Source organism: Arthrospiribacter ruber (assembly GCF_019343195.1).
GTDB lineage: Bacteria > Bacteroidota > Bacteroidia > Cytophagales > Cyclobacteriaceae > Arthrospiribacter > Arthrospiribacter ruber.
On sequence record NZ_RPHB01000005.1, the window covers coordinates 429,096 to 443,519 of the forward strand.

General features: G+C 39.6%; 10 protein-coding genes. 9 read left to right on the top strand and 1 reads right to left on the bottom strand.

From position 1 onward, the window contains the following. Positions 1-45: 45 nt before the first annotated feature. The 6 genes from EGN73_RS12585 to EGN73_RS12610 all read left to right on the top strand — a co-directional run bounded on the left by EGN73_RS12585 (position 46) and on the right by EGN73_RS12610 (position 8,992). On the top strand, positions 46-4,437 hold the full coding sequence (locus EGN73_RS12585) for a PAS domain-containing protein (RefSeq protein WP_219290279.1): 4,392 nt from the start codon (positions 46-48) through the stop codon (positions 4,435-4,437). Further along, positions 4,434-5,783 carry a sensor histidine kinase gene (locus EGN73_RS12590; protein WP_219290282.1) on the top strand — a complete coding sequence of 450 codons (1,350 nt, stop codon included), beginning with the start codon at positions 4,434-4,436 and terminating at the stop codon, positions 5,781-5,783. The genes EGN73_RS12585 and EGN73_RS12590 overlap by 4 nt, the downstream gene beginning before the upstream one ends. Before the next feature lie 22 nt (positions 5,784-5,805). Next, a complete protein-coding gene (locus EGN73_RS12595; RefSeq protein ID WP_219290285.1) occupies positions 5,806-6,207 on the top strand; it encodes a response regulator in 402 nt (133 codons plus the stop codon). A gap of 22 nt (positions 6,208-6,229) precedes the next feature. Then, positions 6,230-7,426 (top strand): MFS transporter, encoded by a 1,197-nt coding sequence (locus tag EGN73_RS12600; protein WP_219290288.1) that lies wholly within the window; start codon positions 6,230-6,232, stop codon positions 7,424-7,426. Positions 7,427-7,538: 112 nt separating this feature from the next. Next, positions 7,539-7,970, top strand: coding sequence for a response regulator (locus EGN73_RS12605; protein WP_219290291.1), 432 nt, complete (start codon positions 7,539-7,541; stop codon positions 7,968-7,970). Positions 7,971-7,975: 5 nt separating this feature from the next. Next, positions 7,976-8,992: a response regulator gene (locus EGN73_RS12610; protein ID WP_219290294.1), complete on the top strand. Its 1,017-nt coding sequence runs from the start codon at positions 7,976-7,978 to the stop codon at positions 8,990-8,992. Positions 8,993-9,008: 16 nt separating this feature from the next. On the opposite strand, the gene EGN73_RS12615 is transcribed toward EGN73_RS12610, so the two are convergent. Beyond that, a complete protein-coding gene (locus tag EGN73_RS12615; RefSeq protein ID WP_219290297.1) occupies positions 9,009-10,139 on the bottom strand; it encodes a Gfo/Idh/MocA family protein in 1,131 nt (376 codons plus the stop codon). Between the two features lie 346 nt (positions 10,140-10,485). Between EGN73_RS12615 and EGN73_RS12620 the strand changes: the two genes are divergently transcribed. The 3 genes from EGN73_RS12620 (at position 10,486) to EGN73_RS12630 (ending at position 14,369) form a co-directional block, all read left to right on the top strand. After that, complete coding sequence (locus tag EGN73_RS12620; RefSeq protein ID WP_219290299.1) at positions 10,486-12,393, top strand: ATP-binding protein; 1,908 nt, start codon at positions 10,486-10,488, stop codon at positions 12,391-12,393. 113 nt (positions 12,394-12,506) lie between these two features. Next, positions 12,507-13,595 (top strand): MBL fold metallo-hydrolase, encoded by a 1,089-nt coding sequence (locus tag EGN73_RS12625; protein WP_219290302.1) that lies wholly within the window; start codon positions 12,507-12,509, stop codon positions 13,593-13,595. A gap of 54 nt (positions 13,596-13,649) precedes the next feature. Next, positions 13,650-14,369 (top strand): HAD family hydrolase, encoded by a 720-nt coding sequence (locus EGN73_RS12630; RefSeq protein ID WP_219290305.1) that lies wholly within the window; start codon positions 13,650-13,652, stop codon positions 14,367-14,369. Positions 14,370-14,424 lie beyond the last annotated feature (55 nt).

Consider the following 14,424-nt stretch of genomic DNA (forward strand, 5'->3'; position numbering starts at 1 on the left):
TGATAATTTAGCCATCTACTAAGCTGTACCCAAAATACCTTCGAGATGGCAAGATGGAGTCAAGACACTTCCTTTATTACGTTCATTCACTATTCTAAGGGAAGGCTTTCGGATTTGATTGATTTGGTTGTTTCCCTCAAAAAGTGTAAAAACCAATACTTTTTTTTAAATCAGCCTATATCCTCAAGCGAACAAACTAACCTTTCCAAAAATCTAGGAGATGCAGGTGAATTGGATTTTCAGCCCTTCAATCATGATTCTATTCCAAAAAAAGGCACGGTCTATTACAGTTTAAAATCAACTTCAGACTCTCCACATTTAACACTTCCTTCAGAGAAATTTATCCATGAAGTAGAAAAAAACCAAATATTAAAAAATATCAAAATTCTGGCTGTAGTACTCAGGGGCCATACCAAAAAGTTAATTCCCAAACTTTCATTTCTTAAAACCAAAAACGCATATATTTTAGCTGAAGAGGCAGGGGAAGAGGCTTTTGAAGACAACCTATCGATCCAAACAGATCTTGCAGATGCTATTCTGGAAAGGAGTGAAATCAGCAACCACCTTAAAAAGATCTTTCAAGGGAAATTCAAAACCCCCATTTTCAGTAAACTTGACTCCAATTTTACCCAAGAATTGATTGACAATTTACAAGGCGTGTTTTTTGTCTTTGACCAAAATGGCAAAATGCTTCTTTGGAACAAAAAAGTCAACGAAGTCACCGGGAATTCTGATGAGGAAATAGCCGTAATGGATGCCACTTCCTGCTTTCCGGAGAATGAAAGAAAGAAAGTCACTTCTGAAATACAGATAGCCTTATTACATGGACAATCCAGCCTTGAGGCCAATATTCTTCATAAAAACGGCACACTCAAACCTCATTTTTTCAAGGCTTCATTTATACATTTTCAAAACCAACCCTGCCTGTATGGGGTAGGTGTGGACCTTACAGAGCAAAAGCAAAATCTTTTTGAGATCAGCATGATGCTCAACAATACGGATGAGGCATTCTTATTGATAGACAGATCTTTAAAAATCATTTCTTCTAATAAAAGATTCCAGGAACAGTACCGTGAGTTTTTTGGTAAAAATGTGGTGAAGTTTGATTCTATCCTCAATTACACCAATCCTGCAAAAAGAACCCAACTGGCAGAGATGTACCATCAAGTCCTTGAGGGGGAAACCTTTGTTACAGAAACACAGGTCACCAATAAACAAGGTAAATCCTTGATTTATGAATTCACACACAAACCCGCCAAAAATGAAATTGGAGATATTTTAGGGATTTTTCTTTCTGCAAAGGATGTAACCTTCGAAAGAAAAGCCAAAAGACAGATCCAAGAAAGTGAAAAAAAATTTAAGACCTTGGTTCAGGAGGGGTCTGACCTGATTGCTGTAGTGGACTTTGAAGGCAAATACAAGTTTATCAGTCCCAACCATGAGACTTATTTGGGTTTTACAACTGAGGAGATGGTTGAACTCACGGCCTTTGATCTGATTCACCCTGATGATATCACTAGGGTAAAGTCAAAATTTCAAATTCTCAGCCAAACAAAAAGAGTAACCTCTCATCCTTATAGGGTCAAACATAAGGCATTCGGATACAGATGGATTCAAAGTACTGCCACCAATTTGTTTGAAGATCCTAATATAGGAGGGATTTTGGTCAACAGCACAGACATCACAGATCTGGTGTTTACCCAAAAAGAACTTGAAAAAAGCAATGAGCTATTTCATTTTATACAGAAAGCCACGAAAGAAGCCATATTTGACTGGGATATCATCAACGATGATTTTACTTGGGGCGAGGGATTTGAGAAATTATTCGGTCATGATTATAAAAACCGTGTCTTTAGGATTGCTGATTGGTTGGCACTGATTCACCCTGCTGATGCCAATAAAGAAGAGGCCAGGTGGAATGCATTCATGGAACGATCAGACCAAGTGCAATGGACCAATGAGTTTAGATTTTTGGATAGCAAAGGCACCTATCAATTTGTAGAGGAAGTAGCCTATCTTGTCCGGGATAAAGAGGGCAATCCAATTAGGATGATTGGATCTCTGAGAGAGCAATCCCATAAAAAAGTGGCATTGATCAAGAATAATTTTTTAGCAGAAATAGGGCAGTTTTTCAAAGATGGGTATAAAACCAAGTCAATTCTCGAAAAAGTATTGAATTACATAGTTGAAATGAGCGAGTCTACTCTGGGTGAAATCTGGTTGGTAAACCATTCCAGAGAGAGCATCAAGCTCTTTACATTCTATGACGGCAATGATTCCCTGAAGAGTTTTTATCATCAGACAGGAACCAAACTTGAATTTTCTTCCGGTGAGGGGTTACCTGGACTAGTATGGCAAAATAAATGTAATTACAAGTGGCAAGTTAAGTCTGGCACTACCGAATTCAAAAGAATTGATGCGCTGAAAGTGCTGAAAGTGACCCAGATTACCAGTATTCCTTTGTTCAATAATAATGAAATAATAGGCGTCATATTACTGGGAAATAAAAATAAGGCCAGCCAGGAATTTTACTATCAGGTATATTTCAGTCATCTTGAATATTACTTGGGTGCAGAGATAATAAGAAAACAACAACAGGAGGAATTGACGGAATTTTTCATCAATTCTCCTGATATACTGGCTATAGCAGATTCCAGTGGGTATTTCAGAAAGGTTAACCCTTCGTTTTGTAAGCTTTTGGGTTTTTCAGATAAAGAACTTACAGAAAAACCATTTGTCGATTTTTTGCATCCGGATGACCTGAATACTACCAATAAGGAATACAGGGAAACCATTTCTGGACTGAGACAAGCAGACAATTTTGTCAACAGGTACCGGACCTTCAAAGGTGACTACAAATGGATTTCCTGGAAATCTTCAAAATTGTTTGGAGATGATGGTGTAGCCTATGCTTTTGGGAGAGATGTCACTGATAGGGTTAAGTTGAACTTACTACTTGAAGACAGCAACCGATTGGCCAAGCTTGGTAGTTGGGAAGTAGACCTCCTAACGGGCCGCAATTTTTGGTCAGTGATCACCTGTGAAATCATTGAGGTACCGGCAAATTTTATTCCCACATTAGAAGCCGGCATTAACTTATATAAAGAAGGCCCCTCCAGAGAACAACTCCATAAGGCTGTTACAGATTGTATCGATAAGGGAATTCCATTCGATCTTGAAGTGACATTGATCACATTTACAGGCAAAGAAAAATGGGTAAGGGTAATAGGAAAAGCAGAAAGAGAGGCCGGACAAATTGTTAAAATCTCGGGAAGTATTCAGGATATTTCTGAAAGGAAAGTTGCGGAATTAGAATTGGTCAAATCCAATGAGCGCTTTGAAAAAGCCTCCATGGCTACCAATGATGCCATTTGGGATTATGATGTCAAAACTGATTCACTTTACTGGACTGAGGGATATAGGGTTCTTTTTGGATATGATCCCCAAGTGGAAAATTCGATGCTAAGTGGTTGGATTGAAAAAATCCATCCAAGAGACATACTAAGAGTGTCCAACAGTTGGGAAGAAATCCTTAAGGACACTTCATCAGAGTTTTGGAAAGAAGAATACCGATACCTAAAGGCCGATGGTACATACGCAAATGTAGAGGATAGAGGCTTGATAGTAAGGGATGAAAAAGGCGAAGCAGTCCGTATTGTAGGTGCCATGTCAGACATCACCCATAGAAAGGAATACGAGGCATCCCTTCAGCGTCTCAACAGAGACCTGAAGAAGCAAGCAAAGGCATTGGAAATATCAAATGCTGAACTGGAGCAGTTTGCTTATGTGGCTTCCCACGATTTACAGGAACCTCTCCGAATGGTCAGTTCATTTTTATTGCAATTGGAAAAAAAATACGGCAACAAACTCGATGAAAAAGCCAAACAATACATACATTTTGCTGTGGATGGGGCAAAAAGAATGAGGCAGATCATTCTGGATCTATTGGATTTTTCCAGAGTAGGAAAAAACGAAGGAGATCAGGTCATGATAGATCTCAATGAAGTGGTGGAAGAAGCACTGCTCATGCACCGAAAAAGCATAGAAGAGAAAAAAGCCCAAATCCATATAGACCATCTTCCTAAACTAAAAGGCTACAAAACTCCCTTCTTTCAGTTGTTTTATAACTTGATCAATAATGCTTTCAAATATTCAAATGATAACATTCCTCTCCAACTGTCCATAAAAGTAAAAGAACTCGATGATTGCTGGGAGTTTTCTGTTCAGGACAATGGAATTGGGATCGAAAAAGAATATTTTGACCGAATTTTCATTATTTTCCAGAGACTACATGGCAAGGACCAATACGGAGGCACCGGAATGGGCCTTAGTATAGTCAAGAAGCTGGTGGAGAATTTCAATGGTGAAGTCCGTGTAGAGTCCGAATATGGCAAGGGCAGTACCTTCTATTTCTCCCATCCAAAAAACAATACATGAACATTTGGAAAAGATATACCGGACTGATCAAAAGAAACCTGGGCGTTCAATCAGAGGGATGGGATACTACTTTACAATGGAGATCGGTTCTGACCTATTATTCATTGGTTTTTATTATTCCGCTTTCATTGATTGCCTATATTCCGGGGGTGTTTTTCGCCATACAGGAGAATTATCCCAGTGTCGTTCTCATTGACAGCATAGCTTTAAGCTTGGTCTTACTTTCAGGTTTTTCACCTCGGATTTCACTTGCTGCCAGAAATTTCATGTTTATAGCTGCGCTCTACACTGTAGGGGTTGGACTACTCTTTATCATTGGGCTTTCAGGGCCGGGATTTTTGTATATGTTGGCGGCATCGGTTTTTTGCACCATTATTTTCCCCGTAAAGTATGCATATTACCCTGCCTTTATCAACTTGCTGATTTCTGTAATTTTCGCCTTTCTCATCACTTTAGAGATAATGATTTGGAAAGATGAGCCCATCCACAATATTCCACAGTTTATCACTGTAGCTTCAAACCTTGTATTTCTTGGCTTTTTTATATCTGCATTATTCCCAAAGGTTTTTGACCTTTTAGAAAAATCCATCAATAATGAAAGAAAATTAAAAACGACTTTAGATCAAAAAAACGCCGACTTGGAGAAAGCACTTAAAGTGGTGGAAAATAAACATGCCGAATTGGAAACATTTGCGTATTCTGCCTCACATGATCTGCAGGAACCTTTGAGGATGATTACAGGATTTTTGAGGCAGCTCGAAAAGCACAATTATGAGCAATTGGATGAAAAAGGGAAGCAATACATCTATTTTGCTAGTGACGGAGCCGCAAGGATGAAAGAAATGATTACCGGTCTTTTGGAATACTCAAGAGTAGGAAGATTTGATGGAAAGAAATCCATAATAGATGTAGGTATGCTGGTAAAAGAATCTGTGAAAATATTCAATGAATCTATCCATGAAAAAAATGCTGAAGTCATCATACATCCACTTCCGGTAGTTGAAAGTTATGCGGTTCCGCTTTCTCAGATTTTCCACAATCTTATAGGCAATGCGCTCAAGTACAGGCATCCCGAAAGAACTCCAAGGATTGAAGTTTCCTGCGCAGAATCCGAAGACTCCTGGATCTTTTCTGTGAAAGATAATGGAATAGGAATCAGACCAGAGGACCAATCCAGAATTTTCAATCTTTTCCAAAAACTACATCACAAAAAAGATTTTGAAGGACAAGGAATAGGTCTGGCTATTGTAAAAAAATGTGTGGAAAACCTGGGCGGCAAAATAATTTTGGAGTCAGATGTCCGAAATGGGACTAATTTTTCTTTTTCTTTAACTAAAAATCTGTGATATTGTAAAAAAACGTCTCCGAATGAAAGACATGATTGTCCACATTTTATTGGCCGAAGACAATGATGGTGATATTCTGCTGACTTCGGAATTGATAGAGGAAAGTCCTTATCAATGTCCCCTCACAGTAGTCAAAGATGGTGCGGCTGCAGTTGATTACTTGTTTAAAAAAGGTCCTTATAAAAATGCCCAAGTTCCCGACGTGATTTTTCTGGATATCAATATGCCCAAAAGAAGCGGATTGGAGGTGCTCAAGGCCGTAAAAAATGATCCGAAGTTGATGCATATTCCAACAGCCATTCTCACCACATCATCCTCCACCAAAGATAAAATGGATGCACAAAAGTTGTCGGCAGATTTTTACTTTACCAAACCTCTCGAAGTCATAGACCTTGAAAAGGTAATCAAAAGCATCCGGAAGTAAGCTGTCGTCTATCGGTAAAGCAATGCAATCCCAAAAAAGTACGCCTCCATATATCCTCTTCACTATCGTCATTTCCCAGTTCCTGTGTACTTCTCTTTGGTTTGCCGGAAACGCCATTTTACCTGAATTGGTGGCCAATTTCGGTCTAGCCCCAAGCTATCTGGGACACCTTACATCCGCTGTTCAGCTTGGTTTCATAAGCGGTACATTGCTCTTTGCCATCCTGACGCTGGCAGACCGATTTCCTCCTTCTTCTTTGTTCTTTTTATGCTCTGTTCTGGCCTCTGTCTGTAATTTCATTCTAAGTCTTGATACCCTTAATGCTATCACAGCTTTGACATCAAGGTTTGGTACTGGGTTTTTCCTAGCAGGAATCTATCCGGTAGGAATGAAAATCGCATCAGACTACTACCAAAAAGGCTTGGGAAAATCACTTGGATTATTGGTAGGGGCATTGGTAATGGGCACAGCTTTCCCACATTTCATCCGGTCATTTACTGCGGGACTAGAGTGGCATTACGTCGTCTACCTTACCAGTTTGGGTTCACTTATCGGGGGAACCTGTATGCTATTGTTTGTTCCCAATGGCCCCTATCGGAGCCCTTCCAAAGAATTCGATTTCAGTTTATTTATGACAGTATTCAAGGAATACAATTTCAGAAAAGCTGCTTTCGGCTATTTTGGACATATGTGGGAATTATATGCTTTTTGGGCATTCCTTCCAGTTTTTCTTACAGCTTATAGTGATATACACGGCAGAGGGTTTGACCTTTCCTTTTGGTCTTTTGTGATCATCGCGGTTGGGGGGATTTCCTGCGCACTGGGGGGAATCCTTTCTGAAAGATCCAGTCCAAAGGCAATCGCCCAAACAGCATTGTTTCTTTCCGGCACATGCTGTTTCCTTTCTCCATTGATGTTTTGGCAACAATCACCTATTCTACTTTTAGTTTTTTTGGTTTTTTGGGGTACAGTAGTGACAGCTGATTCCCCTATGTTTTCCACTTTAGTCGCCCAAAGTGCCCCAGCCCAAAACAAAGGTACAGGCTTGACCATTGTCAATTGTATTGGCTTTGGGATTACCATCTTCAGCATACAGCTTTTGAATTGGGTTCAAACCGCAGTACATCCTATGTTTTTGTTGGTTACTTTGAGCATTGGCCCCATATTGGGTTTGGTTCATTTTATTAAATTCGGTAAGAGCATCAATAAAGGTAAGTGACTTTAATAAATAAGACTGAAGAAACCGGATTGATGAGATATGGCAAAATTTTCTACTAAAAGTATTTTAATATTCCATACAAAAATTGACATATTCTTTTATATTTACCACAATGAATAAAGAAATACATATCCTGCTTGTCGAGGACAATGAGGGGGATATCCTACTCACTAAGGAGGCCTTAGACGAACGAAATATCAAAAACCAACTCAGTGTTGCCAGAGATGGTGAAGAGGCCCTGGATTTTATATATCAAAGGGGGAAATTTGAACATGTAAAAGAGCCTGATTTGGTTCTTTTGGACATCAACCTTCCCAAACTCAACGGCCATGAAGTGCTACAAACCATCAAATCTGACAAAAAATATAGGCACATCCCTGTCCTGATGCTTACCACGTCCTCATCATCAAAGGATATATTTGCATCTTATGACAAGCATGCCAATAGCTTTATCACCAAACCTTTAGAAGTCGACAGTTTTCAGGAGGCTATTGCCTCTATTGAAGAATTTTGGCTGAATACTGCCAAGTTACCTAAAGTCTAGTACCAATGAAGAAAGATTCATCAGATTATCATATTCTGGTGATCGAGGACAATCTGGGTGATTTTATGTTAGTTCAGGATTACCTGGAAGAGTTGATAGCCCGCCCTCAGGTCGACCATTGCCAAAGCTTCAAGGAAGCCAAATCCTTATTGGCATCAACTTCCAAACAATATGACGTGGTATTGCTTGATCTTAGTCTTCCCGATAAAAGCGGTGAAGACCTTATCACAGAAACAGTCAAATTGGCCAGAAAAAATCCACTCATCGTACTGACAGGTTATACGGATGCATCTTTTGCCTTAAAAAGTCTATCTCTTGGTGTTTCAGACTATTTACTCAAAGACGAGCTGAATGCCACAACTCTTTTTAAATCCATCACCTACAATATAGAACGACATAAAAACCTGAAACGAATCCAGCTTACTGAACAAAGGTACACTGAGCTTTTTCAGCTCAGTCCGCAGCCTATGTATATTTTTGATGAGGATTCTTTGAAATTTTTACAAGTAAATGAGGCTACTATCAGGACATACGGTTATAGTCGGGAGGAATTTCTGAAAATGGATATCTTACATATCAGAAACCCTGAAGAAAAAGGTAGAATTCTGGATACCTTAAAAAAATCTTCAAGCAACGGACATAAGGGTGAATTTATGGGAATTTATGAACATCTGAAAAAGGATGGAACTCCTATTACTGTAGAAATTCACTCAAACCTAATTGAATTTGAAGGAAAGAAAGCACGGCTTATAATTGCCAACGATATCACATTGAAAATCAGATATCTAAATGCCATTGAGCAACAAAATGCCAAACTACGGGAGATTGCATGGATACAATCCCACGTAGTCAGGGCACCTTTGGCCCGAATGATGGGGCTCATAGACCTGATCAAAAGCAATAAAGACAATGCTTCAGAAAATGGAGAGTTTTTGGACTATGTAATTGCTTCTGCTCAGGAAGTAGATAAGATTATCCGGGAAATTTCAGAAAAATCCAGTGAAATCGATGCGGGTCTTTAGCATACCGATCATATCATTATACCAAGTCCAACTTTACTTTATTTCCGGAAGACACCGCCAGCATAATGGCATCAATGATTTTCATGTCCTTTAATCCTTCCTGTCCATCTACCGGGATCTCAGGTTCCATGTCATCATGAATGATGGCGGCCATTTGATCCATCTGAGTAGTTTGATGCGTCACATGGGGCTTGGTAATGTCACCTTCATGGGATTTAGCTTTTATGGGCCCATATCCAGTAGACGGTTGCATTTCTACAAAACCCTTTTCTCCATTGAGAAAAAATTTATCCAAATAATTCATATTGTAGGTTGATAGACAAGAAGCAATGGCACCACTTGGAAATCCCATTTGGAAAGTAATTGTTTCGTCTACCCCCTCTTTAAATTTTACCGGATCTGTTTTCACCTCTTGGGCAGTGACCCAAATAGGCTCCTCCCCTACCATGTACCGGGCACCGTTGATGGCATAAATTCCTATATCCATCATGGCTCCTCCACCTGCAAGGTCTTTATCCAGTCTCCATTGATTTGGATCTCCTATTCTAAATCCGCTAAGCCCCTGAAAGAAACGTATATCTCCCAACTCACCTTCTTTTCGCATTCGGACAGCATTGAGTGTATTCGCCTCAAAGTGCATTCTGTATCCTATCAGCAACTTTACTCCTGCCTTTTCGCAAGCTTCAACCATTTCACGCCCCTCTTTTGCATTAATGGACATTGGCTTTTCACATATGACATGTTTTCCGGCTGCGGCTACCCTTAAGCATTGCCCATGATGCTGGGCATTGGGGGTGATGATGTAGACGGCATCTATTTCCGGGTTGTCCTTGATCGCATCAAAATTCTCATAGTTGTACCTGCTGTTTTCTGGCACATTGTATTCAGCTCCCCAAGACTCCAGCTTTGAAGGAGTGCCTGAGATCAGTCCAGTGATTTTGGCTCTTTTGCAGTCTTGCATGGCTTTGGCGACTCTGTCGGCATAACTTCCAAGCCCCATTAGAGCGACTTTTAAAACTGGACCATCTGGCACTTGGGAAATGTAAGGTTTCGGCATGGCTTGAAGAATACCCGTTTGACTTAAAGCTAATGGCAAAATCCCCGCACTCATTGTCAGATGCTGCAAAAATGTTCTTCTTGATTTCATGGTTGAATAAGGTTTATTGGTTTAGAGAAAACTTTTTAAAGGCATTAATATACTTATTAAATATAAAATTCGGCATTGTTGATTTCAGTATATCTGAATAAAATCAAATATGCCTGAATCAAAAATTCATAGAAAAAACTTAATTTTCTCAGCATATTATACATATATTGAGAATTAAAGCCCATTATTTAAATCTAATCCATCTCAAAGTTGTATGAGGGAATCAGTCTCGATCTCCACAAAAAATTGCAACCCGAAAACAGCCGGATTGGCATGCTCAGCAATTTTTATCATACTTTTTTTATTACAACCTCTTAAAGCTACGGCCAAGCAAAGTCTGGATAGCTTGGACACCTATATTTATCAGGAAAAGTCCTCTGAAAAAAGACTGGAACTGATTTTCAAGCTTCTGGACAAAAATTACAATACTGCAATAATTCTTCAGCTCAGTGAAAAAGCCATACAGCTTTCAGATTCACTTCGCAACAGAGAGAAAAAAGCGCTCGCACTTGAAAGATCAGGGATGGCTTATAATGCATACGGAGATCATTTTAAAGCCTCCGAAAGACTAAACGAATCTCTTGAAATGTATCAGTCCTTGGGCAACCTTGATGGAGTAAACGCCGCGAAGAGGTCTCTGGGTGAAACCTATAGAGCGGCAAGAAACTATCCTTTAGCCATGAAATCTCTACAGGAATCGCTTGATTATTTTTTAGAAAAAAAAGATAGTGTGATGTTGGCCCGAATTTATAATAGAATGGCTGCAACTCTATTTGAAATAATTTTTTTGGAAACAGAAGGTGTGGAAGTGAAAAAGGAATTTAGAGAACCCGACTCAAAAACTTCTCTGATGTTTGACAAAGATCCGGCCTGGAAACAGTATAAGGATTCTTTGATGAATTATATCCATCTGGCCAATGAGCTTGCCATAAGCAAACAAAGGTATGATCTGGTAATTTCTACTGAAATCATACATGCAGCTTATTTTACCTATACCGCTCAATATGAAGAAGCAGTAAGAAGGTTTCAGGGAATTATTGAAATCATCGAAGATAGCGGCTTATATGAAGACCTGCCTTTGGTTTTTTATAATCTTGCCATGCTTCACCTCCCCAATTACCTAAACCAACCTGAAACTTCAATGGAATTTGCAAAAATGGCTATAGAAGAATCCAGAAATTTAGACATAAAGGCCTATGAATATATGGGATTCAATGTACTTCACCAAGCTTACGCAGCCCAGGGAGAATACCAGAATGCGTACGAAAGTGTCCTTGAGGTCCTTGAAAATCTGAAAATTTTCACTGCTGATGAATTGGAAATAAAACTCAAAACCCAGGAAATAGAGTACAAATTGGCTCAAAATGAAATAGAATTGAGAAGTAGGAGAAACCAGCTTTGGATAGTCTGGATAGCTACCTTTCTTATTGTATTAAGTTTCAGTGGCTTTACATATATCCTCAACAGAAGAAACAAAAAAAAGCAGGCTCTAATGGAAGAACTGAACAGGAAAAACCTTATGATTTCAGAGCAAAATCAAGAGCTGGAAAAAATCAATGCAGAAAAAGATAAGTTTTTCGGTATCATAGCGCATGACTTAAGAGGGCCGTTTGCCACCATAATCGGATTCAGTAAGATACTTGAGGATGAAGTGCAAAACCAAAATTATGCTGAAATTGGAAAAACCTCTAAGTTGATTTCAGAATCGGCAGAAAAAGCCATGAACCTACTCACTAACCTGATGCATTGGACCCTATCCAAAACCAAAAGGTTGGACTATTATCCTGAAACCATCAATCTCAACCAATTGGTAAGAGAAAACATTTCTTTACTATCCGAAACCGCCAAGCAAAAAAGAATAGACCTCCAACAGGATATATTGGAAAATATTCAGGTTTTTACGGACCGAAATATGCTGAATACCGTTTTCAGAAATCTGATTTCCAATGCGCTGAAATTTACCCGACCAGGAGGTGCAGTGTCAGTCATGGCGGTGGAAAGGACAAATGATGTGTTGATTCTAGTCAAAGACAATGGAATCGGCATGGACAGTAAGGAGGCTGCTACTATATTCAATCTGGACAGAAAAACAGGAAGGAAAGGAACCGGTGGAGAACCCAGTACTGGTTTAGGTCTGATTCTTTGTAAAGAATTTATAGAATTAATGGGAGGGAAAATTTGGATTGAATCACAGGAAGAAAAAGGAACTATTGTTTATTTCTCACTTCCTTTGGAAAAGATTAATTTTTCTTAATTAAAGAACTCCAGGAAGATAAAATTCAGAAAATCAAAAGTCCCTCTGATGCCATCAGCTATATTTTGAGCGCTTCCTAAAACTATGGATTGAATTTGGGGGTTATAATTCAAATGAAAAGAATCTTAGGCCTTTCTTTCGCAATTGCATTACCTGTTTTTATCTGGACTATGGCCATCAATAACAATAATGAAAAAATGACTTTTGTCTCCAATAATGACTTGGAAACCATAGCCCCTTCGGACGAATGGCCGGGCACTCCAAAGAACCCTAATGGAAAGTTCGAAAACCTTTATCATCCCTTTGAATCCAGTTTTGGTGATTTGTTAAAGTGGCAAACCAGTAAAAACCCCTACAAAGAAGCCAAAGAAAGGGAAAACAGAAAGCTTGTAGTTGATTTTGATCCGGCTACCCTGAGCGGAAAGGGTGATTACCTGATTTGGCTTGGCCATGCGAGTTATTTGATCAGACTGTCCGGTATAACCACTCTGATTGACCCTATCTTGATGGACAATATGTTTTTGAAAAGAGACAGCGAACTTCCATTTCCTTTGGAAGACTTTCCTCCAGTAGATTACATATTGATTTCCCACAATCACAGGGATCATTGTGACAAGCAGAGTATTGAGTTTCTTTCAGGAAAGTATCCCAGGGCAGTGTTTCTAACTGGCTTAGGTGTAGGAAAGGTAATCCGCTCTTGGACAGATGGGCAGGAAATTCAAGAGGCAGGTTGGTTTCAAAGGTTTCAAACAGGAAATGACAGTCCCAACATCACCTTTGTTCCAAGTAGACATTGGTCCAGAAGATGGCTTTGGGACGACAACAAAAGCCTATGGGGTGGTTTTTTTATTGAGGAAAGGGGAAGGAAAATTTATTTCATGGGTGATTCGGGTAAAGGTCCCCATTTCGAAGATATCAAGAATGCACTGGGCACCCCTGACTTTTGTCTGATGGGAGTGGGAGCCTTCCGGCCCGAGTGGTTCATGCATCAATCTCATATCAGCCCCACAGATGCCATTGATGCTTTTAATCTTTTGGGAGGAAAGTATTTTATTCCAATGCACTTTGGTACTTTTGACCTTTCGGATGAGCCCAGGATGGAACCTTGGGACATCCTGATAGATAACAGGGAAAAAATCGAGGGTCTTTTGATAGAACCGGTTATCGGACAAAATCTTCTTTTAGCAGAGGAGTTAAACTAATCCCTTTCTTTATTCACTCCGTACATTAAAAACAACGAATAAATCCAATCTTAAATGAAGCATATTAGAGTAATTGCCTTTGATGCAGATGACACCTTATGGATAAATGAACCCTACTTCCGGGAGGCAGAAGAGAAATTCTGCGAAATGATAAAGGAATACCTACCGAAGGAAGAAGCCTACAGGGAATTGTTTAAAACTGAAGTCAATAACCTCCCCCTTTATGGATATGGTGTCAAAGGGTTTACCCTCAGTATGATAGAGGCCATCATGAACATCACCGAGATGAAAGGAGACTTGCATCTCGTAGAACAGGCCATGGCTATAGGCAGGGAAATACTCGGCAAACCTGTCACCCTTCTGGATGGGGTAGAACATACCCTGAAGTTGCTCAATGGTGACTACAGGATAGTCATGGCTACCAAGGGAGACTTGTTGGATCAGGAGAGAAAACTTTTGAAATCAGGTCTGGCGAAGCATTTTCACCATATAGAAATCATGAGCAATAAGCACAAAGAAGACTACCAGAAACTGATAAGACACTTAGACTGTCAGCCTTCAGAGTTTTTAATGGTTGGCAATTCTTTGAAGTCCGATATAGTACCTGTTTTGCAAGCGGGCGGTTCTGCTGTGCATGTCCCTTACCACACTACCTGGGAACATGAGACCATTGACTATCAGATAGAGCATGAGAATTACTTTCAAGTTGAAAACTTAGGAGAACTTATCCCAATGCTCAAAGGGGAAAACTGTCTGACAGACGGCGAAGCATGATCCTGGCAAAAATGACCCATTAGTAAACTTTCCTTTGGGTCATTTTATTTTTTGG